Origin of the sequence: Streptomyces sp. NPDC007205 (genome assembly GCF_040634095.1) — a bacterium.
In the GTDB taxonomy this organism is placed as follows: Bacteria; Actinomycetota; Actinomycetes; order Streptomycetales; family Streptomycetaceae; genus Streptomyces.
In genome coordinates, this window is sequence record NZ_JBEYEW010000004.1 from 357,613 (window position 1) to 378,626 (window position 21,014).

Annotated in this window: 18 protein-coding genes and 1 pseudogene; 9 read left to right on the forward strand and 10 right to left on the reverse strand. The window is 70.4% G+C overall.

Going from position 1 to position 21,014, the window contains the following annotated elements; genetic code table 11:
• The first annotated feature begins 36 nt into the window (after positions 1–36).
• Together ABZ624_RS10375 and ABZ624_RS10380 are read left to right on the forward strand one after the other, a co-directional pair.
• On the forward strand, positions 37–441 hold the full coding sequence (locus tag ABZ624_RS10375; protein WP_360084860.1) for a cupin domain-containing protein: 405 nt from the start codon (positions 37–39) through the stop codon (positions 439–441).
• Positions 442–500: 59 nt separating this feature from the next.
• Positions 501–1,651: pseudogene (locus ABZ624_RS10380) on the forward strand (thioredoxin-like domain-containing protein).
• A gap of 13 nt (positions 1,652–1,664) precedes the next feature.
• Here ABZ624_RS10380 and ABZ624_RS10385 read toward each other — a convergent pair.
• The 4 genes from ABZ624_RS10385 to ABZ624_RS10400 form a co-directional block, all read right to left on the reverse strand.
• Positions 1,665–1,916 carry a DUF6458 family protein gene (locus tag ABZ624_RS10385; RefSeq protein ID WP_360084863.1) on the reverse strand — a complete coding sequence of 84 codons (252 nt, stop codon included), beginning with the start codon at positions 1,914–1,916 and terminating at the stop codon, positions 1,665–1,667.
• A gap of 66 nt (positions 1,917–1,982) precedes the next feature.
• Positions 1,983–3,281 (reverse strand): M18 family aminopeptidase, encoded by a 1,299-nt coding sequence (locus tag ABZ624_RS10390; RefSeq protein ID WP_360084866.1) that lies wholly within the window; start codon positions 3,279–3,281, stop codon positions 1,983–1,985.
• A gap of 76 nt (positions 3,282–3,357) precedes the next feature.
• Positions 3,358–5,184, reverse strand: coding sequence for an acyl-CoA dehydrogenase (locus ABZ624_RS10395; RefSeq protein WP_360084869.1), 1,827 nt, complete (start codon positions 5,182–5,184; stop codon positions 3,358–3,360).
• A 132-nt stretch (positions 5,185–5,316) separates the two neighbouring features.
• Complete coding sequence (locus tag ABZ624_RS10400; RefSeq protein ID WP_360084872.1) at positions 5,317–6,075, reverse strand: alpha/beta fold hydrolase; 759 nt, start codon at positions 6,073–6,075, stop codon at positions 5,317–5,319.
• Between the two features lie 121 nt (positions 6,076–6,196).
• On the opposite strand from ABZ624_RS10400, the gene ABZ624_RS10405 reads away from it, so the two are divergent.
• From ABZ624_RS10405 to ABZ624_RS10420, 4 genes are all read left to right on the forward strand, one after another.
• A complete protein-coding gene (locus tag ABZ624_RS10405) occupies positions 6,197–6,661 on the forward strand; it encodes an SseB family protein (protein WP_094218542.1) in 465 nt (154 codons plus the stop codon).
• A 135-nt stretch (positions 6,662–6,796) separates the two neighbouring features.
• Entirely contained in the window at positions 6,797–7,774 is a 978-nt protein-coding gene (locus tag ABZ624_RS10410) for a pirin family protein (protein WP_360084875.1), read from the forward strand.
• A gap of 263 nt (positions 7,775–8,037) precedes the next feature.
• On the forward strand, positions 8,038–8,349 hold the full coding sequence (locus ABZ624_RS10415) for a hypothetical protein (protein WP_360084878.1): 312 nt from the start codon (positions 8,038–8,040) through the stop codon (positions 8,347–8,349).
• Positions 8,350–8,520: 171 nt separating this feature from the next.
• Entirely contained in the window at positions 8,521–9,648 is a 1,128-nt protein-coding gene (locus ABZ624_RS10420) for an AI-2E family transporter (protein ID WP_360084881.1), read from the forward strand.
• Here ABZ624_RS10420 and ABZ624_RS10425 read toward each other — a convergent pair.
• Positions 9,537–11,735, reverse strand: coding sequence for a SpoIIE family protein phosphatase (locus ABZ624_RS10425; protein WP_360084884.1), 2,199 nt, complete (start codon positions 11,733–11,735; stop codon positions 9,537–9,539). The genes ABZ624_RS10420 and ABZ624_RS10425 overlap by 112 nt on opposite strands.
• Before the next feature lie 235 nt (positions 11,736–11,970).
• Here ABZ624_RS10425 and aspS point away from each other — a divergent pair, with 235 nt between their 5' ends.
• Positions 11,971–13,734, forward strand: coding sequence for an aspartate--tRNA ligase (gene aspS, locus ABZ624_RS10430; protein ID WP_360084887.1), 1,764 nt, complete (start codon positions 11,971–11,973; stop codon positions 13,732–13,734).
• Positions 13,735–13,767: 33 nt separating this feature from the next.
• On the opposite strand, the gene ABZ624_RS10435 is transcribed toward aspS, so the two are convergent.
• From ABZ624_RS10435 to ABZ624_RS10445, 3 genes are all read right to left on the reverse strand, one after another.
• Positions 13,768–14,469, reverse strand: coding sequence for a hypothetical protein (locus ABZ624_RS10435; protein ID WP_360084890.1), 702 nt, complete (start codon positions 14,467–14,469; stop codon positions 13,768–13,770).
• A gap of 295 nt (positions 14,470–14,764) precedes the next feature.
• Entirely contained in the window at positions 14,765–15,361 is a 597-nt protein-coding gene (locus tag ABZ624_RS10440) for an NAD(P)-binding domain-containing protein (protein ID WP_360084893.1), read from the reverse strand.
• 41 nt (positions 15,362–15,402) lie between these two features.
• Positions 15,403–16,221, reverse strand: a complete 819-nt coding sequence (locus ABZ624_RS10445; protein WP_360084896.1) for a 3'(2'),5'-bisphosphate nucleotidase CysQ — start codon at positions 16,219–16,221, stop codon at positions 15,403–15,405.
• A 137-nt stretch (positions 16,222–16,358) separates the two neighbouring features.
• Between ABZ624_RS10445 and ABZ624_RS10450 the strand changes: the two genes are divergently transcribed.
• Together ABZ624_RS10450 and ABZ624_RS10455 are read left to right on the forward strand one after the other, a co-directional pair.
• Entirely contained in the window at positions 16,359–17,264 is a 906-nt protein-coding gene (locus ABZ624_RS10450) for a LysR family transcriptional regulator (protein ID WP_360084899.1), read from the forward strand.
• 193 nt (positions 17,265–17,457) lie between these two features.
• Complete coding sequence (locus ABZ624_RS10455) at positions 17,458–17,934, forward strand: hypothetical protein (RefSeq protein WP_360084902.1); 477 nt, start codon at positions 17,458–17,460, stop codon at positions 17,932–17,934.
• Between the two features lie 92 nt (positions 17,935–18,026).
• On the opposite strand, the gene metG is transcribed toward ABZ624_RS10455, so the two are convergent.
• Complete coding sequence (metG, locus tag ABZ624_RS10460) at positions 18,027–19,739, reverse strand: methionine--tRNA ligase (protein ID WP_360084905.1); 1,713 nt, start codon at positions 19,737–19,739, stop codon at positions 18,027–18,029.
• A gap of 132 nt (positions 19,740–19,871) precedes the next feature.
• Positions 19,872–21,014, reverse strand: a 1,143-nt coding sequence (locus ABZ624_RS10465) for a VWA domain-containing protein (protein ID WP_360084908.1), incomplete at its 5' end; no start/stop codon positions are given.

A 21,014-nucleotide genomic window follows, 5' to 3' on the forward strand; every position in this document is an offset into this window, starting at 1 on the left:
TCGTGCGACGGCCAGGGCCACCCGCACGATGAACCCATGGAACCGATCTCCCTCGACCAGGCCCTCGCCTCCTTCACCGAGCAGTGGAGCCCCCGCATCGTCACCACCGTCAACGACTACGACGTGCGCGTGGCGAAGGTGGAGGGCGAACACCTCTGGCACGTCCACGACCACACCGACGAGTTCTTCCTGGTCCTCGACGGCGAACTGCACATCGGCCTGCGCGAACCGGCCGGAGAGCGCACCGTCGTCCTGCCCACGGGCTCGGTCTTCACCGTCCCGCGCGGCACCGAGCACAAGCCGTACGCGCGCGTGCCCACCTCGATCCTCGTCCTGGAGCCCAGCGGCACCCTGACGGTCGGCGACCGGCACGAGGAGGTGCCGGACCACGTCGACGCGACCACCGGCCACGCCCTGCCCGGCGACGACGGCAAGGACTGAGAGCGAGTTTTCCACAGGTGCCGAATCGGCTGTCGGAGTCGGGTGGCAGTCTTGGACCCATGACCGACTCCGCACCCCGACGCGCCCGCGTCCGCGCCCCCGAGCTGACGGGCAAGGGCGGCTGGCTGAACACGGGAGACAAGCAGTACACCCTCGCCGACCTGCGCGGACGCATCGTCGTCCTGGACTTCTGGACCTTCTGCTGCATCAACTGCCTGCATGTCCTGGACGAGCTGCGCGAGCTGGAGGAGAAGCACCGGGACACGGTGGTGGTCATCGGTGTGCACTCCCCGAAGTTCGTGCACGAGGCCGAGCACCAGGCGGTCGTCGACGCGGTGGAGCGGTACGGCGTGGCGCACCCGGTGCTGGACGACCCGGAGCTGGCCACCTGGAAGCAGTACGCGGTCCGCGCCTGGCCGACGCTGGTCGTGATCGACCCGGAGGGGTACGTGGTCGCCCAGCACGCGGGCGAGGGGCACGCGCACGCCATCGAGCGGCTGGTCGAGGAGTTGGAGGCCGAGCACGAGGCGAAGACTTCGGCCACCGCGACGGCACCGCGGGACAGGCGCTGCTCCAGCACCCGCTGGGCGTCACCGCCCTGCCGGACGGCTCGGTGGCGATCGCCGACACCTACAACCACGCCCTGCGCCGCTACGACCCGGCCACCGGCGAGGTCACGACGCTGGCCACGGACCTGCGCGAGCCCAGCGACGCCGTGCTCGCCGGCGAGGACATCGTGGTCGTGGAGTCGGCCCGGCACCGCCTGACCCGGCTGCGGCTGCCCGAGGAGGCGGTACGGGTGGAGTCGGTCGCCCACCGCACCCAGCGCGCGGCCACCGAAGTCGCGCCGGGCACCCTCCGGTTGGACGTCATCTTCCAGGCGCCGCCAGGGCAGAAGCTGGACACCCGGTACGGCCCCTCCACCCGGCTGCTGGTCTCCTCGACCCCGCCCGGGCTGCTGCTCAAGGGGGAGGGCGCGGACACGGACCTGTCCCGTGAGCTGGAGCTGAACCCGTCCGTCACAGAGGGTGTCCTGCACGTCTCGGCGATGGCCGCGAGCTGCGACGACGATCCTTCGAACGAGTATCCCGCCTGTCATGTCCACCAGCAGGACTGGGGCGTCCCGGTCCGCCTCACCGAGGGCGGGGCGGACCGCCTGCCCCTCGTCCTGGCGGGGATGGACGAGCAGGAGACAGGCGCGGCCCTGTGATCAGGCGCCCGCGTCAGACGCCGTAGCCGTCGCTGTAGCCGTCGACGTGGTGGTGACGGCGGGGTTCCTCCTCCACCACCGGCGTCGGCGGCATCACGACCCGGCGGCGCCGAGCGATTCCGCTGAAGGTCGCCACGCCGATCAGCCCCACGGCCATCAGGATCAGGCCCACGACCGTGAGGTTGACGCCGTGCATGTGCCAGTCGGTCGCGAACGTGAGGATGGCCCCCACGGCGATGAGGATGATGCATCCTCCGAGCCCCATGAGAAGTCGCCTCCCCTTTCGGTTCCGGAATCTCCGGTGCCGTCCGGGTACCCGGGGCCGTCCCGGCTAGCCCTCCAGGAAGGCCACGAGGGCGTTCGCGAGCAGGAACGGGTCGTCCGCGCCGCACAGTTCACGCACGCTGTGCATCGAGAGGATCGCCACGCCGATGTCGACCGTGCGGATGCCGTGGCGGGCCGCGGTGATGGGGCCGATCGTCGTGCCGCACGGCATGGAGTTGTTGGAGACGAAGCTCTGGAACGGCACGTTCGCCTTCTCGCACGCGGCGGCGAAGACCGCACGGCCCGAACCGTCCGTGGCGTAGCGGTTGTTGACGTTGACCTTGAGGATCGGGCCGCCGTTGACCCTCGGGTGGTGCGTCGGGTCGTGCCGTTCCGCGTAGTTGGGGTGGACGGCGTGGCCCGTGTCGGAGGACAGGCACACCGTGCCGGCGAAGGCGCGGGCCCGGTCCTCGTACGAGCCGCCGCGCGCGAACACCGAACGCTCCAGGACGGATCCGAGCAGCGGGCCGTCCGCGCCGGTGTCCGACTGGGAGCCGTTCTCCTCGTGGTCGAAGGCGGCCAGCACGGGGATACGGGTGAGCGGGGCGCCGGAGGTCGCTACGGCGGCCAGCGCCGCCGTGCCCGCGTGCAGCGACAGCAGGTTGTCCATGCGCGGACCGGCGACCAGCTCCCGGTCCCGGCCGAGGTAGGCCGGGGCCTCCACCGGGTGCGTCATCAGGTCCCAGCCGGTGACCGAGCCGGCCGCGAGCCCCGCCTCCTGCTCCAGGAAGGCGATCAGATCACCGTCGCGCACATCGTCGCCCAGACCCCAGATCGGCTGCAGATGGCGCTGCTTGTCGAGCTTGAGGCCCTCGGTGCTGACCGAACGGTCCAGGTGGATGGCGAGTTGCGGCACGCGCAGCAGCGGACGGTCCACGTTGACCAGGACCGTGGAGCCGTCGCGCAGGCTGAGCCGGCCCGCCAGGCCCAGGTCGCGGTCCAGCCAGGAGTTCATCAGCGGTCCGCCGTAGATCTCGACGGCGACCTGACGCCAGCCGTGCGCCCCGCTGTCCGGGCGCGGCTTGATCCTGAGGTTCGGGGAGTCGGTGTGCGCCCCGACGATGTGGAACGGCGAGTGCGCCTCGGCGCCCTCGGGGACGTACCAGGCGACGACCGCGCCGCCGCGCAGCACGTACTTGCCGCCGCTCGACCCGTCCCAGGCGTCCGTCTCCGCGACCTGCCTGAAGCCCGCCTTCTCCAGCCGTTCGGCGGTGTTCGCCACGGCGTGGTACGGCGAAGGGCTCGCCGCCAGGAAGGACATCAGGTCGTCGGTGTGGCCGCGGTCGAAGCGGGCTGGTGCGCTCATGGGTTCACCTTAACGACGTGCACGGGCCCGCTCCCGGAAAGGGAGCGGGCCCGCACAGGGAATCTACGAGGAGCTTCTAGAACGCGGCCTCGTCCAGCTCCATCAGGTCCAGCTCGACACCCGAGGCGACCTTGCGGGCCAGCGTGACGCCCGGCAGGACGTTCGCCGCGAAGAACTTCGCCGCGGCGATCTTGCCGGTGTAGAACGCCTGGTCCTTGGCGGAGGCCGTGGTCAGCTTCTCGGCGGCGATCGCGGCGCCCTTCAGCAGCAGGTAGCCGACGACGACGTCACCGGAGGCCATGAGCAGGCGGGTGGTGTTCAGGCCCACCTTGTAGATGTTCTTGGTGTCCTGCTCGGTGGCGGCGAGGTCGGTCAGCATCAGGCCGACGATCGCCTCCAGCTCCACGGCCGCCTTGGCCAGGTGCTCACGGGCGCCGGCCAGGTCCTCGCCGCCGGTGCCGAGCGCCAGGAACTTCTTGATGTCCTCGGCGAGGGAGTTCAGCGCGGCGCCCTGGTTGCGGACGATCTTCCGGAAGAAGAAGTCCTGGCCCTGGATCGCGGTGGTGCCCTCGTACAGGGTGTCGATCTTGGAGTCCCGGATGTACTGCTCGATCGGGTACTCCTGCAGGAAGCCGGAGCCGCCGAAGGTCTGCAGCGACTGGGCGAGCTGCTCGTAGCCCTTCTCGGAGCCGTAGCCCTTGACGATGGGCAGCAGCAGGTCGTTCAGCGCGTGCTCGGCGGAGGCGTCCTCGCCGGCCGCCTCCTTGATCTGGATCGCGTCCTGGATCGAGGCGGTGTACATCACCAGGGCGCGCATGCCCTCCGCGTACGCCTTCTGCGTCATCAGCGAACGGCGCACGTCGGGGTGGTGGGTGATGGTGACCTTGGGCGCGGTCTTGTCCATGAACTGCGCCAGGTCGGGGCCCTGGACGCGCTCCTTGGCGTACTCCAGAGCGTTCAGGTAGCCGGTGGACAGCGTGGAGATCGCCTTCGTGCCGACCATCATGCGGGCGAACTCGATGATGCGGAACATCTGGCGGATGCCCTCGTGCTTGTCACCGATGAGCCAGCCCTTGGCGGGGTGCTGGTCGCCGAAGGTCATCTCGCAGGTGTTGGAGGCCTTCAGGCCCATCTTGTGCTCGACGTTGGTGGCGTAGACGCCGTTGCGCTCGCCCAGCTCGCCGGTCTCGAAGTCGAAGTTGTACTTCGGGACGAGGAAGAGGGAGAGGCCCTTGGTGCCCGGACCGGCACCTTCCGGCCGCGCGAGCACGTAGTGGAGGATGTTCTCGGACATGTCGTGCTCACCGGAGGTGATGAAGCGCTTCACGCCCTCGATGTGCCAGGAGCCGTCCTCCTGCTGGATCGCCTTGGTACGGCCGGCGCCCACGTCGGAGCCCGCGTCGGGCTCGGTGAGCACCATCGTGGAGCCCCACTGCTTCTCGACCGCGATCTTGGCGATGTGCTTCTGGACCTCGTTGCCCTCCTCGAAGAGGATGCCGGCGAACGCCGGGCCCGAGGAGTACATCCACACGGCCGGGTTCGCGCCCAGGATCAGCTCGGCGTAGGCCCAGATCAGGGAGCGCGGCGAGGTGGTGCCGCCGATCTCCTCGGGCAGGCCGAGCCGCCAGTACTCGGAGTCCATGAAGGCCTGGTAGCTCTTCTTGAAGGACGCCGGGACCGGTGCGGTGTTGGTCTCCGGGTCGAAGACCGGCGGGTTGCGGTCGGCGTCGGCGAAGGACTCGGCCAGCTCGTTCTCCGAGAGGCGGGTCATCTCCTCCAGGATGCTCTTGGCGGTGTCGACGTCCATCTCCTCGAACGGGCCGGTGCCGTACACCTTGTCGCGCCCCAGTACTTCGAAGAGGTTGAACTCGATGTCGCGGAGATTCGACTTGTAGTGCCCCATGGCGACGGCTCCGTAGAGAGATCGGCGAGGCACTGACTCCTCGCACCTAGTTCACGTACCAACAAGTAGCTCCGATGATGCTACCCGCCGGTAATAAGAAGCAACCCCTGCCGGTGCAAGTGTGAGAAGGGTCTACTCCTCGCCGCCCGGGAACGGGGCCGTGAGCAGCGCCGCCCACCGGTCCGGGTGCTCGGCGAAAGGCAGGTGACCGCCCGGTATCTCCTCCAGCCGGGCCCCCGGGATGCCCGCCGCCACCGCCCCGTGCAGCCGGGGCGGGATCAGGTGGTCGTCGACCGGCGAGACGACCAGTGTGGGGACGGTGATCCGGGCCAGGTCCGCGGTCACGTCCAGCCGCTCCACCAGCTCCACGTGCTCCGGCGTGCCCTCCGGGACTCCCGCGCCCGTCTCCTTCGCCGCGCTCTCCAGCTCCTGCGGATCCATCGCCTCCAGTGCGGCCGGGCTCAGGGCGTGGGCGCACAGGAACCGGCCGAGCGTGTCCGGATCCCCCGACTCGGCGAGCGCCCGCCACACGCGCGCGGTGAGCCGTACCTGCGCGTCGGCGCGGGCGAAGGGAGCGGTCAGCACGAGCCCCGTCACCCGCTCCGGATACCAGGCGGCCAGCCGTATCGCCACCGGCCCGCCCAGCGAGAAGCCGGACACGGTGAACCGCTCGACGCCCTTCGCGTCGGCGACGGCCACCAACTGGTCGGCCAGCCCGTCCAGTTCGAGCGGCCGTAGGGCGCGCGGGGTGCCGCCCGCGCCCGGATAGTCGGCGCCGATCACCGTGTACCGCGCGGTCAACCGGTCCATCACCGGGCCGTAGTTGCGCTCCAGGGACCCGCCGGCGCCGTGCGCGAGGAGCAGGGCGGGGCGGGAAGTGCTGTGGTGCATGAGGCCTCCGGGGGCAGTATCTGTAGCGATCGATAGAGAAACTGTAGGAAGATTGGCTAGCGGTCGCTACATAATTTTCCCGGGCGCCACGGCGCCGCTCCCGGTCGGTACGCTTGCGCCCATGTACGGCTACGACCAGAACGTCGGTGCTCAGCAGCAGTACGCCGCACCCCAGCAGCCGATGTCCGGCGGCTACGGGCAGCAGCCGCCGCTGTATCCCGAGCCGTCCCCGCCCTCCCTCGCGGACGCGGTGCGCGCCTTCACCACCGGGCAGATGTCCGCCGAGGACTTCCAGCAGATCTTCGCGACGTCGAAGGTGTACTGCCCGCGCGGCGACACCCCCGGCTTCCTCGCCCTGCACAACACCCAGCAGCCGGTGATCCCGATGTTCACCTCGCTCAAGGAGCTGCGACGGTATGCGGGCAAGGAGTCCAAGTACTTCGTGATCACCGGCGCCGAGGTGATCGACCTGCTGCCCACCGGCTACGGCTTCGTCCTGGACATGGAGGGCGAGCACCGGATGGTGTTCGACGCGAAGGCGGTCGAGCAGATGGTCGACTTCGCGATGCGCCGGATGTACGGCTAGACGACATCGCTGCGCAGGCGGCCGGCCGAAGCTCCTCGTCGCGAGCCCGGAGGGAATGCCCTCCGGGCTTTCTCTGTTCTAGGTGGCAGGAAGTTCAACGCTCAACTAAAGTGAGCGTACAAGGAGGTACCGACCATGCCTGCAGTGACCGTCGAGAACCCGTTGACGCTGCCCCACGTGACCGCTCCCGCCGATGCGGTGGCGCGTCCGGTGCTGGCCGTCACGACCGCGCCGAGCGGCTTCGAGGGCGAGGGCTTCCCGGTGCGCCGGGCGTTCGCCGGGATCAACTACCGCTACCTCGACCCGTTCATCATGATGGACCAGATGGGCGAGGTGGAGTACGCGCCGGGTGAGCCCAAGGGCACCCCCTGGCACCCGCACCGGGGCTTCGAGACCGTCACCTACATCATCGACGGGATCTTCGACCACCAGGACTCCAACGGTGGTGGCGGCACCATCACCAATGGCGACACGCAGTGGATGACGGCGGGCGCGGGCCTGCTGCACATCGAGGCGCCGCCGGAGCACCTGGTGATGTCGGGCGGTCTCTTCCATGGCCTGCAGCTGTGGGTGAACCTCCCGGCCAAGGACAAGATGATGGCCCCGCGCTACCAGGACATCCGCGGCGGATCCGTCCAGCTGCTCACCTCCCCCGACGGCGGCGCGCTGCTGCGGGTCATCGCCGGTGAGCTGGACGGCCACGCCGGTCCCGGTATCACGCACACGCCGATCACGATGATCCACGCGACGCTGGCTCCGGGCGCGGAGATCACCCTGCCCTGGCGTGAGGACTTCAACGGCCTCGCGTACGTGCTCGCGGGCCGGGGAGCGGTGGGTGCCGAGCGCCGCCCCGTCCACCAGGGCCAGACGGCCGTCTTCGGGACCGGCTCGTCGCTGACCGTCCGCGCGGACGAGCGGCAGGACTCCCACACCCCGGACCTGGAGGTCGTCCTCCTCGGCGGGCGGCCGATCCGTGAACCCATGGCCCACTACGGCCCGTTCGTCATGAACACCCGAGACGAGCTCCAACAGGCCTTCGAGGACTTCCAGAAGGGCCGCCTGGGGACGATCCCGGCCGTGCATGGGATGTCCGAGGGCACCATCCAGGGGTGAGCCGGTCGTCGGTCCCACCGGAGAACCGGTAGCCACCCTCGAGCCCCGTCCGGATGCCCGGACGGGGCTCTTCGTGTGCGCGGTGAGGGCTCTTCACGCGTGCGGCGCAAGGAGGCGCGCCGACCCGGATGGGCTAGTTCCGGAAGGCGTTACGCCGAGCGGGCCCCTAGCGTCGCAACTGCGCGCCTCGTTCCACAGCGCGCACCAGAGGTCGCGCCTGGTGGCCGACACCACGCACACACACCCCAGTTCAGGAGTCACATATGAGCAGCATCCGCAGCGCCCTGGCGTGCACCGCGGCAAGCGTCCTCCTCAGCGTCGGCGGGGTCGCGCTGGCCGCCCCCGCCCAGGCCCGGACGAGCGTCGCCCCGCAGAGCACGACGGTCACGGTCCTCGCCGACGACGACACCGGAACCGGCACGAGCACCGCCACGAGCAGCGACACCGGAACCGCCACGAGCAGTGACACCGGCACGGACACCGGTAGCAGCAACGACAACGGCAACGGCCACAACTGCGGTCTCCTCGGCCTCGGCTGCGTCCTCCAGGGCCTCCTCGGTGGTCTCCTCGGCTGAGACGCTCCGGCAGCGCCCGGCCAGCCATCGCGTGAGCGGCCGCCCCGAGAAGGGCGGCCGCTCACGCCTTGGGGTCAGGGCTCGGCCTTGCCGGGCACCGGTGGCCGTCCGTCTCACCCGCCCGGACCCGTGCGGCAGGACACCCGTCGGCGGCCGTGGTCCGCTGGAGGCGTGCCGCTGCTGCCCGACCCCGTGCGCCGTCTTGCGGCCTGGTGTGCCGTGCTGCTGCTCGTCGCCGGGGTCGGCTGGGTGGGGGTGCGGCTGTGCGGGGAGCTCCGTACGGCCGTCACACCGGTGCTGCTCGCCCTGCTCGGGACCGCGCTGCTCGGCCCGCTGTACCGGCGGCTCGTGCGGGCCGGGGTGCAGGCGTCGGTGGCGGCCGGGCTCACCTGTGTCGCCGTGGTGGCCGTCGTCGGGGGTGCCGTCTACATCGTCGTCGCCGCGCTCATCGACACCGGTGACCAGATCATCGCCTCGCTCAGGGACGCCGCCAAGGGCGTCTCACAGTACTTCGGGGCCGCCGGCACCGGGCTCGACGACCTGGCCGTCAACGCGCGCACGCTGCTGAGCAGGTTCGGCGGCACGGCCGCGTCCAACGTCATCAGCGGGGTCAGCGTCGTCGGCGAGAGCATCGCCATGGCCGTGCTCGCCCTGCTGCTCGTCTTCTTCTTCCTGCGCGACTCCCACCGTGCCGTCGTCACCCTCCGGTCCGTCGCGCCCGGCGGCACCGCCGACACCCTGGAGGCCATCGCCCGGCGCGCCTTCGAGGCCGTGGAGGGCTTCATGCGCGGTACGACCGTCATCGCGCTCATCGACGCCCTGTGCATCACCGTCGGCCTGCTGGTCCTCCAGGTGCCCGGCGCGTTCGGGCTGGGCGCGCTGGTCTTCGTCGGCGCCTACATCCCCTACCTGGGTGCCTTCATCTCCGGCGCGGTCGCCGTCCTGGTCGCCCTCGCCGACCGCGGGTTCGTCATCGCGCTGTGGGCGTTCGGTGTCGTCCTCGCCGTGCAGGTGCTGGAGGGACATGTGCTGCAGCCGGTCATCCAGAGCCGGACCGTGCAGATGCATCCGGCCGTGGTGATGATCGCCATCACCGCCGGGGCGTCGGTCGCGGGGGTCCTCGGGATGCTGCTGGCGGTCCCGCTGACCGCGGCTGCCTTCGGGGTCGTACAGGAGCTGCGGACGCGTTACGCGGCACCCTCCGACGCGTCGTCCTCCGGTGCCTCGTCCGGGCCGTCCGCAGACACGTCCCCCGACACGTCCCCCGACACGTCTCCCGATGCCGCCTCCGACTCGTAGAGCTCGAACCAGATGCTCTTGCCCTCGCCCCGCGGGTCCACTCCCCACGTGTCCGCGAGGAGTTCGATCAGCATCAGGCCGCGGCCGGAGGAGGCCAGCTCGCCGGGCCGGCGCTTGTGCGGCAGGTCGTCGCCCGCGTCGGTGACCTGCACCCGCAGTCGCCGCGCCTGCGCCTCGCCGGTCACCTCGGCGAGCAGCAGCGCGTCGGCGTCGGTGTGGACGAGGACGTTGGTGACCATCTCCGAGACCAGCAGCACCGCCGAGTCGACCTGGTCCGCGCCGGCCCAGTCGTGCAGCAGCTCGCGCAGGTGCCGGCGGGCCTCGGCGATCCGGTCCGGCTCGTCCTGCGCCACCGACAGCAGCGTGCGCCGGACCGTGGGCCGTGCCGTCTCCTCCAGTGCCCGGCTCAGCAGCACCAGCGCGATGTCGTCCTCGCGGCGGTCGGTCAGGGGGCCCGTGGTGTGGTGCGAGGACGGCCCGTGCACGCCCTGCACCAGCGCGTCGGCCAGCGATTCCAGCTCGGGCCCGGCAGTGCCCCGGTGATCCTCCAGGATCGCGCGCAGCCGGAGCCAGCCGCTCTCCATGTCGTGCCCGCCGGTCTCGATCAGACCGTCGGTGCAGAGCATCAGCGTCTCGCCGGGCTCCAGGGTGAACCGGGTCGTCGGATAGTCCGCGCCCGGGTCGATGCCCAGCGGCAGTCCGCCCGCCGTCGGCCGCATCATCACCGTGCCGTCGGCCATCCGGATCGCCGGGTGCGGGTGCCCGGCACGGGCGATCTCCAGCGTCCCGGTCGCCGGGTCGGACTCCACGTACACGCAGGTCGCGAAGCGGGGGTCGGCCAGCTGGTCGTCGTCGTGCGTGATGCCGTGCAGGAACCGGGACGCCCGGGACAGCACGGCGTCCGGGCGGTGGCCCTCGGAGGCGTAGGCGCGCAGGGCGATGCGCAGCTGGCCCATGAGACCCGCGGCCCGTACGTCGTGGCCCTGTACGTCCCCCATGACCAGCGCGAACCGGCCGGAGGGCAGCGGGATCAGGTCGTACCAGTCGCCGCCGACCTGGAGTCCGCCGCCGGTCGGGATATACCGGGCGGCCACGTGCATGCCGGGGATCTCCGGGCCGAGCGAGGGCAGCATGGAGCGCTGCAGGCCCTCCGTCAGCTCCCGCTCCGACTCCTCGGCACCGGCGCGGGACAGCGCCTGGGCGAGCATCCGGGCCACCGTCGTCAGAACCGCGCGCTCGTCGGGGGTGAACGCCACCGGATAGGCGAAGGCCGCCATCCAGGCGCCCATCGTGCGCCCGGCCACCGTCAGCGGCAGGAAGGCCCAGGAGCGGCGGCCGAAGCGCTGGGCGAGCGGCCAGGTCGCCGGGTAGCGCTCCTTGTACTCCTCGGGCGAGGACAGATACACCGCGCGGCCGGTACGGACGACCTGGGCCGCGGGATAGTCGGTGTTCAGCGGCATGTTCGAGAAGGGACCCATGTCGCCGGGCTGGTGCCCGTGCTGGCCGGTGATCGTCAGCCGGTCGCCCTCCGCCCCGAACACCACGAGCCCGTCCGGCGAGAAGCCCGGCATCGAGAGGCCACCGGCCACCCGCAGCACCTCCGCCGTGGACCGGGCCTCCGCCAGCGCCCGGCCCGCGTCCAGCAGAAACGCCTCCCGTGAGCGCCGCCAGTCGCCAGTGACCGCGCCGCGGGCGGCCGCCGTGCCCGGGGCCGGCTCGGTGACCTCCTGGAGGGTGCCGATCAGCTCGTACGCCTGCCGCTCGGGATCGAAGGAGGGTTTCGACCGGCTGCGGACGACCCGCAGGATGTTCCCCCGCTCGTCCATGATCCGGATGCGCACCTCGGCGAGCGTGCCCTCGGCGACCGCCAGCGGGACCACCCCGGTGATCTCGTTCCAGTCGACGGGATGCAGCCGGGCCCGGGTCTGGGCCTCGGTGAGGGTGGTCGCCTCCGCGGGCAGCCCGAGCAGCCGCGCCGCCTCCGCGTCAACGGTGACCAGGCTGGTGGCCGTGTCCCAGCGCCACAGTCCGGTCGCGAGGGCGGCGAGGACATCCCCGACGGACGGGAGAGGCTCGCCAGTACGCATTGCCCTACTTTAGGGAGATCTGATCGAGCGGTGCCACTGTAAGAAGACCCGATCGGCGGGAGTCGCGGTTGGAGGTGCCGCCGAAGCCCCGGAGCCGTCGCCGGGTGGGCGGACGGTAATGGTGGGGAGCCGATCTTGGGGTGCCCGGTACCCTTGATGGGTCCGGGCCCCGTGCCCGTTCTCGCGGGGGAGAGCACGCCCCGCAGACCTCACACACGAAGGACGATGAACGACGATGCATCGGTACAGGTCCCACACCTGCGGCCAGCTCCGCGCCTCTGACGTCGGCACCGACGTCCGGCTGAGCGGCTGGCTGCACAATCGGCGCGACCTGGGCGGCATCCTCTTCATCGATCTGCGCGATCACTACGGCATCACGCAGCTGGTCGCCCGCCCCGGCACGCCCGCGTACGAGGCCCTGGACAAGATCTCCAAGGAGTCCACGGTCCGCGTCGACGGCCGCGTTGTTTCACGTGGAACCGAGAACGTGAACCCCGATCTGCCGACCGGTGAGATCGAGGTCGAGGTGGCCGAGGTCGAGCTGCTCGGCGCTGCCGCGCCGCTCCCCTTCACCATCAACGCCGAGGACGGGGTCAACGAGGAGCGGCGCCTGGAGTACCGCTTCCTGGACCTGCGCCGCGAGCGCATGCACCGCAACATCATGCTGCGCACCCAGGTCATCTCGGCGATCCGGCACAAGATGGTCGCGATGGGCTTCAACGAGATGGCGACGCCGATCCTGTCCGCCACGTCCCCCGAGGGCGCGCGTGACTTCGTGGTCCCCTCCCGTCTCCACCCCGGCAAGTTCTACGCGCTGCCGCAGGCCCCGCAGCAGTTCAAGCAGCTGCTGATGATCTCCGGCTTCGACCGCTACTTCCAGATCGCGCCCTGCTTCCGCGACGAGGACGCCCGCGCCGACCGCTCGCCGGGCGAGTTCTACCAGCTCGACGTCGAGATGAGCTTCGTCGAGCAGGAGGACGTCTTCCAGCCGATCGAGAAGCTCATGACCGAGCTGTTCGAGGAGTTCGGCGGCGGCCGGCACGTCACCTCCCCCTTCCCGCGGATCGCGTTCCGCGAGGCGATGCTGAAGTACGGCTCCGACAAGCCGGACCTGCGCGCCAAGCTGGAGCTGGTGGACATCACCGATGTCTTCGAGGGCTCGGAGTTCAAGGCCTTCGCCGGCAAGCACGTGCGTGCGCTGCCGGTGCCGGCGGTCCAGGACCAGCCGCGCAAGTTCTTCGACCAGCTCGGCGAGTTCGCCATCTCGCTGGGCGCGAAGGGCCTGGCCTGGGTCCGTGTCGCCGAGGACGGGTCCCTCTCCGGCCCGATCGCGAAGTTCCTCACCGAGGAGAACGTCGCCGAGCTGACCAAGCGCCTGTCGCTGGCCCCCGGGCACGCGGTCTTCTTCGGCGCGGGCGAGTTCGACGAGGTCTCCAAGATCATGGGCGCGGTCCGCGTCGAGGCCGCTCGTCGCGCCGGGCACTTCGAGGAGGGCGTCTTCCGCTTCTGCTGGATCGTCGACTTCCCGATGTACGAGAAGGACGAGGAGACCGGCGCGATCGACTTCTCGCACAACCCCTTCTCCATGCCGCAGGGCGGCCTGGAGGCCCTGCAGACCCAGGACCCGCTGGACATCCTGGGCTGGCAGTACGACATCGTCTGCAACGGCGTCGAGTTGTCCTCCGGCGCCATCCGGAACCACGAGCCGGAGATCATGCTCAAGGCGTTCGAGATCGCGGGCTACGACCGTGAGACCGTCGAGGAGAAGTTCGCCGGCATGCTCCGCGCCTTCCGCTTCGGCGCCCCGCCGCACGGCGGCATCGCCCCCGGCGTGGACCGCATCGTCATGCTCCTCGCGGACGAGCCCAACATCCGCGAGACGATCGCCTTCCCGCTCAACGGCAACGCCCAGGACCTGATGATGGGCGCCCCCACCGAGCTGGAGGAGTCCCGCCTGCGCGAGCTGCACCTGAACATCAGGAAGCCGCAGCCGAAGTAGCAGAGGCGGGCGCGCGTCGCCGGTCAGTCCTGCTCAGTCCCCCGCGTCGAGGCCGGAGTCCGCCTCGATGTCGGGGGACGCGCCGTCTTCCAGCAGGCGCTCGGCGATGTCGTCGGACCAGCGCTGGGCCCAGGCGCGCACGCCGGTGACCTGCTCCTCCGTCAGGCCATAGCGGCGGAAGTCCGCGTCGGAGTAGAAGTCCGTCCCCGTCAGCCGGGACTGCAGCGTGGTCAGGTCGAAGGGGTCATGGGCGTGCCGGCGGCCCAGCTCCTCCAGATCGGGGAACGAGAACCGGGCGGCCGTGGTCTGCGCGTCGACCAGGTCGACGGCGGCACCACGGTCGTACAGCGCCCGGATCTTCGTCCCCACGGCGTCCTCCAGAGAGAGGGCGGGGCCGTACGCGGTCAGCTCCGGCGGCTGCCAGAACGCCTCCTTGTGCAGGGTGAGGACGCACGGCTCGCCGGTCGGCGGGTCCGTTACGCTCAGCTGCGCGGTGAGCGGCGTGAGCGCTCCGGCCCGCACCTGCCGACCCCGCGCCTCCAGGGCCGCACCGACGGCATACGCGATCCGGGCGATCGGCTCCGGGCTCTCCGTCGCGAGGTCCACGTTCCCATGCGGCCGTTCGACCAGCCCATGGGCTTGGAGCGCGTACCCCCCGGCCAGAACCAGGGAGAAGGGCGCGCCCGGTGCCAGGACGGCACCGATGAGGCGGAGATGCGCTTCGGAGAGGTTCACTGGGCGGCCCGACGGGGTCGTAGGAGCATGTACGAGAACCATCTGACCCTCTGTCATCACGCCTCGCATCTCGGGGCGCCCTCTGATGTCGCGAACCTGCGACGCGAATCACGCCGAGCACCATGCCGAGGATATTCGCCCGCCCCCCGGGCACGCCGCCTGAAGAAAATCCTCCCCGCGCGGCAACTTCCCTTGTACGGCTGGGCTGCCTCCGGCACCACACCCGACTACGCGAAGGGGACCGGCACCTCCGTTCTGGGTATGGACCCGCAGGGGGCGGCGCACTGTGTGCGGATCAGCGGGCGATCGAGATCGCGAAGGGCGCGAATCCGCTGGACCGAATCACGTGCGGTACGAACAGTATGGCGGCCTCCGTGGCGCGGGCGGTCTGGATCCCGCCGAGATCAGTGATCCACTCCTTGCGCCAGCCGAGGTTGATGAGCAGTTCACGGACGGTCTGCTTGGCCTGCGGGTCCTCGCCCGAGAGGAAGGCGTCGGGCGCCTGGGTGAGCGTGGCCGGCGCGGTCATCACCGGGAAGAGCATGGTGTTGAGTGTCTTGACGACGCGCGTTTCGGGGAGCGCTTCCTGGAGTTGCTCGGCGAGGCTGGAGCCGGGGTAGATCAGGTCGGCGGGCAGTCCGTCCGGTCCGTCGACGGTGGCGTTGGAGACGTCGACGAGGATCTTGTCGCGCAGTTCCTCGCGCAGGGCGACGAGCCGGTCCAGCGAGCCGGCGCCCGGGGTGGCGTTGATGACGATCTGGGCTGTCCGGGCAGCGTCGGCGGCGGCGCCCGGCGCGCGGTCCGCCACGGTCACCTCATGCCCTGCCCGGATGAGGGCTGCGGCCAGGTTGCCGCCGACGCGGCCGTTTCCGAGAACTGCGATCGTGGTCATGATGATCTCGTCCTTCCGTGCGTGCAGGTTGTGGTGCGCGGTCAGCGTGAGAGCGTGGCGACGGCCTCGGCGTGGACGCCGGGCGCGGCGGCCAGGAAGCTCTCGCTCTGCGGGGTCCAGGGGCGGCCCTCGGCGTCGGAGATCTGTCCGCCGGCCTCGGTGACGAGCAGCGCCCCGGGCAGCAGGTCCGCGCGGGCGCCGGCGAACTGCCAGAAGGCGTCGATCCGGCCGGCGGCCACGTTCAGCAGGTGCAGGGTCGCGGGCACGGCGGTGCGGACGACGAGCGCGTCGAAAAGCATCGCGGTGATCGAGGAGCCGACGCGCCGCACGACCTTCTCGTCCTCGTCCGGCCGGGCCTGGCTGGTGGCCACGATGCTCAGGCCGAGGTCCGCGGTCTGGGAGACGCGCAGCGGCCGGCCGTCGAGGTGGGCGCCCGCGCCGGTGAGCGCGGTGTAGGTCTCGCCGGTCAACGGCAGGTGCACCGCGGTGAGCACCGGCTGGTTCTCACGCACGAGGGTGGCGGTCACCGCCCACTCCGGCAGGGCGTGCAGGTGGTTGACGTTGCCTTCGGCCGGATCCACGACCCACCATTCGCCGGGCGGCAGCGCCCCGCCGTCCAGCTCGTCCTCCACCCAGCCGGCGTCCGGGCGCAGGCGCGTGAGGCGGGGGCGCAGGATGTCGAGGGCCGTGTCGTCGTTGGCGGCGAGCGCGCGCATCAGCTCTTCGCGGGTCTGGTAGCGGACCACCTCGCCGAAACGCTCGCGCAGCGCCGAACCGGCCGCGCGCACGGTGATCGCGGTCTGGCCGAGCAGGTCGGCGTCGGAGACGGCGACGTCAGTGGTCTGAGGCGTTTCGGACATGGTGGTACTCCCGTGTGAGGAGGGGTGATGAGGCCGGTCGAGCCACGGTGTGCATTCCGTCTTGCGCTCTCGTCTCGACGGTATAGAGCCCCTTCATTAACTTCAAATGCATGTCAAGCACGCCTACGATTACTCACATGCAATTGGATTTGAACCTGCTCACCGCGCTCGACGCGCTGCTGGAGGAGGGAAGTGTGGCCGGGGCTGCCGCGCGCCTGCACGTCACCGCCCCCGCGATGAGCCGGAGTCTGGGCCGAATCCGGCGCACGACCGGGGACCAGATCCTGGTGCGCACCGGCCGCACGATGACCCCGACGCCGTATGCGATCGCCGTCCGGGAACAGGTGCACGAGCTGCTGCACCAGGTCCAGGGGGTGCTGGCACCGAGCCGTGAACTGGATCTGGCAACGTTGGAGCGCACTTTCACACTCCGCTGGCACGATTCCCTGGTCGCCTTGAGCGGTCCCGCACTGCTCGCGGCCGTGCGCGGACAGGCGCCGGGCGTGAGATTGCGCTTCGTCGCGGAATCGAGCATCGACACCCCCGAGTTGCGGCGCGGCGAGGTCGACCTGGAGGCGAACGCCAACCGCCCGAGCGCACCGGACATCCGTGCCGAGAACGTGGGCGAGACTCGCCTCGTCATCGTCGTGAGGCGGGGGCACCCCCTCACCCGCGTCAGGACCGTCACCGCAAAGCGGTACGCCGCCGCCGAGCACGTGACCGTCTCGCGACGTGGAAACCTCAGCAATGCCCTCGACGACGCCCTCGCGCGGCTCGGCCTCACCCGCCGCGTGGTGGCGACCGCGCCCACGGAAGCGGCCGCGTTGGAGTTCGCGCGCGGCTCCGATCTCCTGATCAGCGTCCCCGAAGCCACCACGCGGTCCGCGGTCGCCGACCTCGGCCTGGTCGTGCTCCCCCTCCCGCTCGAACTGCCTTCGGCACCGATATACCTGTCGTGGCATCAGCGCTACGACACCGACCACGCCCACGCCTGGCTGCGCGGGCTGGCGCGAACCGCGCTGGCCATGTGCGGAGCGTCGTAGTCGGCGCGATCCGGCCGCTTCACCCATACGTCCACGCGACCACCATGGCGATCTGCTTGCACGTCAGCAGCGGCTTGTCCGTGCGGGTGCCGGTCCTGGGGGCGGCCAGACCAACGCCTGCGGCTCAGGATCGCGGATCTGTGGGAGGGCGTCGGCCAACGGCTGTACGCCCGAAGTTCGGCGAGCCGCTCACTTGCGCGCGGCCGGGCGACACCGTCCACAAGGCCCGCCGCGCATACGCGAACCGCGGCAACGCCCGCGATCAGTAACCGAGATCATCCCGTGGCGGGTTCCTGGCGTATCTGGGTCATGCCCCTCCTGGCATCTGACCGCCGGTGCCTCCCTGGTACTCGGCTCGAAGAACGGCTTCGGACCCCCCAAGATCTTCCACACCCAGGTCACCTCGGGGAGCATCGGGGACGTCGACGGCGACGGCTACGGGGACGTCGTCCTCGGTGCCGGGCTGGAGGGATACCAGCCGAAGGGCGTCGTGGGCGGTTCGATCGTCGTCAACTACGGCAGCGCCGGCGGGGTGAGTACCACCCGCACGCCGGTGCGCATCAGCCAGGACACCGCCGGTGTACCCGGTACCGGCGAGAAGTACGACCGGTTCGGCTACGACCTGGACACCGGCGACGTCAACGGTACCGTTACTTCGCCCGGTGGATGACCAAGTGAGCCGACGCCCGGACCGGCCGAGGTCCGGGCGCGGGAAGGCCCCGGCGCACAGCGCGCCGGGGCCTTCCCGTGTCTCGGCTCGTCTCAGGCGCTCTCGCCGCCGAAGCGCTCCTTGTACGCCTCCAGGTCCTCGTCCGTCAGCTTGGCGAAGAGGACCGGCGGGACCGTGAAGGGCGTGCCGGCGGGGACGGTGGTGAGGGACTTCGCCTCGGCCGGGGTGACCCAGGCGGCGGTGTCGTCCTGGAGCGAGAAGGCCTGGCGCATGGCGGCGGACGTGGCCGGGATCAGCGGCTCCGAGACCACCGCGTACAGGTGGATCAGGTTCATCGCCGTACGCAGCGTGAGGGCCGCGGCGTCCTTGTCGGTCTTGATCTGCAGCCAGGGCGCCTTCTCCTCCAGGTAGGAGTTGCCGGCCGACCACAGGGCGCGCAGGGCGGAGGCCGCCTTGCGGAACTGCAGCGCCTCCATCTGCTCCTCGTACTCGGCGAGCAGCCGGGCGATCTCCTCGCCGAGACGGGCCTCCGCCTCGCCTGCCTCGCCGCCGGCCGGGACCTCCTCGCCGAAGCGCTTCTTCGAGAAGGACAGCACACGGTTGACGAAGTTGCCGAGGGTGTCGGCGAGGTCCTTGTTGACCGTGGCGGTGAAGTGCTCCCAGGTGAAGGACGAGTCGTCCGATTCCGGCGCGTTGGCGATGAGGAAGTAACGCCAGTAGTCGGCCGGGAGGATGTCCAGCGCCTGGTCGGTGAAGACACCGCGCTTCTGGCTGGTGGAGAACTTCCCGCCGTAGTACGTCAGCCAGTTGAAGGCCTTGACGTAGTCGACCATCTTCCAGGGCTCGCGGATGCCGAGCTCCGTGGCCGGGAACATCACCGTGTGGAAGGGGACGTTGTCCTTGGCCATGAACTCGGTGTACCGGACGTCGTCCGCCTCGTACCACCACGACTTCCAGTCGCGGTTCTCCGGGTCCTGGTCGGCCCACTCCTTCGTCGCGCCGATGTACTCGATCGGGGCGTCGAACCAGACGTAGAACACCTTGCCCTCGGCCGCCAGCTCCGGCCAGGTGTCGGCCGGGACCGGGACGCCCCAGTCCAGGTCACGGGTGATCGCGCGGTCGTGCAGGCCCTCGGTCAGCCACTTGTGGGCGATGGAGGAGGCCAGCTGCGGCCAGTCCTTGTCGTGCCGGGCGACCCACTCGCGGACCTCGTTCTCCAGCTTCGACTGGAGCAGGAAGAGGTGCTTGGTCTCCCTCACTTCGAGATCCGTGCTGCCGGAGATCGCCGAGCGCGGGTTGATCAGGTCGGTGGGGTCGAGCACCCGGGTGCAGTTCTCGCACTGGTCACCACGGGCCTTGTCGTAGCCGCAGTGCGGGCAGGTGCCCTCGACGTAGCGGTCGGGGAGGAAGCGGCCGTCCGTGGGGCTGTACACCTGACGGATGGCCCGCTCCTCGATGAAGCCGTTCTCGTGCAGCTTGCGGGCGAAGTGCTGGGTGATCTCGCGGTTCTCGGGGCTGGAACTGCGGCCGAAGTAGTCGAACGCGAGCGCGAAGCCGTCGTAGACCGCCTTCTGCGCGTCGTGCGCCTGGGCGCAGAACTCGTCGACCGGCAGGCCCTGCTCCTTGGCGGCCAGCTCGGCCGGGGTGCCGTGCTCGTCGGTGGCGCAGATGTACAGGACGTCGTGGCCGCGCTGGCGGAGGTACCGGGCGTACACGTCCGCCGGGAGCATGGACCCCACCATGTTGCCCAGGTGCTTGATCCCGTTGATGTACGGAAGGGCGCTGGTGATGAGGTGTCGAGCCATCGTGGCTGCTCCCAGGTCGCGTTTTCTGCGGTTTCGAACCTTGAAATCGTAGCCGACAGGGGTGGGCCGCCCGCTTCCCGTTTTGCAGGGTGGGAAGGGGCGGCCCGAGGGGGTGTGTGCGGTGACCGTCCGTTACGGGCGCCAGGTGGCGAGTACGCCTTCGTACAGATCCGTGTCCGTGAGCTCGCGGGGGGTGGGGCCCGCGTGGAAGAAGGACGTGTTGCCGGTCTTCAGCCTGCGGGCGTAGTCGAAGGCCTTGTTGTCGTGGTCTCCGAAGGCGACGAAGGAGAAGAAGACGGCGGGGTGTGTCTGCGCCGCCTCGGTGAGGGCCTGGGTCGCGGGGGTCTTCGCGTCCGGGGCGCCGTCGGTCTGGAAGACGACGAGGGCGGGGGTGCCGTTCTCGTGGTGCTTCCCGTAGTGGGTGAGTACGGCTTCCACAGCGGCGTGGTAGCTGGTACGGCCCATGCGGCCGAGGCCGGCGTGGACGTCGTCGATCCTGGTCTCGTGGTCCGGGGTGAGGGTGAGGTCGGTGGTGCCGTCGACCTCCGTGGAGAAGAAGACGACGTGGACCGTGGCCTCGGGGTCCAGGTGGGCGGCGAGGGCGAGGGTCTGGTCGGCGAGGGCCTGGACGGAGCCGTCCTTGTAGTACGGACGCATGCTCGCGGAGCGGTCCAGGACGAGGTAGAGCTTCGCTCGGGTGCCGGTGAGGTCGGTCTTCTTGAGGGTGGTCGTGGCGGCCTTGTAGGCGGCGGCGAGGGAGGGGGTGTGGGACTTGACCTTGGCGAGGGGGGTGGCGGGGGTCTTCCGCTGCGCCGCCTCGGCTTCGCCTTCGGCGTCCGAGTTCCCACCCGCACCACCCGTGCGGCTTTCGTGGTCGGGTGCGGGTGGCCCCTGCGGGGCGTCCTCGCCGTCGACGGCCTGCGGCTCGCTCCCCTCCTCGGCCTCCGGCCCGGCGCTGTTCCCGGTCAGCTGCCCGACCTGCGGCCCGGCCTCCTCCTCAGCATCCGGCGTCTCCTCGACCGGCGCCACGGACTCCCCGGCCTCCGGCTCGGCGCTGTTCTCGGCGGCCGGCTCCTGGACAGGTGTGTCGGCCTCCGCCTTTTCCTCGGCCTCCGGCTTGGCGCTTCCCTCGGCGGGTGTCTCCTCGGCCGGGGTCTCGGGCTCGGCCTGCTCCTCGGGCTCCGGCTCGGCGCTGTTCTCGGCGGCCGGCTCCTGGACAGGTGTGTCGGCCTCCGCCTTTTCCTCGGCCTCCGGCTTGGCGCTTCCCTCGGCGGG

Coding starts and splice junctions, on each gene's coding strand:
- ABZ624_RS10445 (WP_360084896.1), bottom strand. CDS start 16,221: ATGTCCGAAACGCCTCAGACCACTGACGTCGCCGTCTCCGACGCCGAC.
- ABZ624_RS10425 (WP_360084884.1), bottom strand. CDS start 11,735: ATGCGTACTGGCGAGCCTCTCCCGTCCGTCGGGGATGTCCTCGCCGCC.
- ABZ624_RS10415 (WP_360084878.1), top strand. CDS start 8,038: ATGAGCAGCATCCGCAGCGCCCTGGCGTGCACCGCGGCAAGCGTCCTC.
- ABZ624_RS10405 (WP_094218542.1), top strand. CDS start 6,197: ATGTACGGCTACGACCAGAACGTCGGTGCTCAGCAGCAGTACGCCGCA.
- ABZ624_RS10440 (WP_360084893.1), bottom strand. CDS start 15,361: ATGACCACGATCGCAGTTCTCGGAAACGGCCGCGTCGGCGGCAACCTG.
- ABZ624_RS10450 (WP_360084899.1), top strand. CDS start 16,359: ATGCAATTGGATTTGAACCTGCTCACCGCGCTCGACGCGCTGCTGGAG.
- ABZ624_RS10395 (WP_360084869.1), bottom strand. CDS start 5,184: ATGGGGCACTACAAGTCGAATCTCCGCGACATCGAGTTCAACCTCTTC.
- ABZ624_RS10390 (WP_360084866.1), bottom strand. CDS start 3,281: ATGAGCGCACCAGCCCGCTTCGACCGCGGCCACACCGACGACCTGATG.
- ABZ624_RS10410 (WP_360084875.1), top strand. CDS start 6,797: ATGCCTGCAGTGACCGTCGAGAACCCGTTGACGCTGCCCCACGTGACC.
- aspS (WP_360084887.1), top strand. CDS start 11,971: ATGCATCGGTACAGGTCCCACACCTGCGGCCAGCTCCGCGCCTCTGAC.
- ABZ624_RS10400 (WP_360084872.1), bottom strand. CDS start 6,075: ATGCACCACAGCACTTCCCGCCCCGCCCTGCTCCTCGCGCACGGCGCC.
- ABZ624_RS10375 (WP_360084860.1), top strand. CDS start 37: ATGGAACCGATCTCCCTCGACCAGGCCCTCGCCTCCTTCACCGAGCAG.
- ABZ624_RS10385 (WP_360084863.1), bottom strand. CDS start 1,916: ATGGGGCTCGGAGGATGCATCATCCTCATCGCCGTGGGGGCCATCCTC.
- metG (WP_360084905.1), bottom strand. CDS start 19,739: ATGGCTCGACACCTCATCACCAGCGCCCTTCCGTACATCAACGGGATC.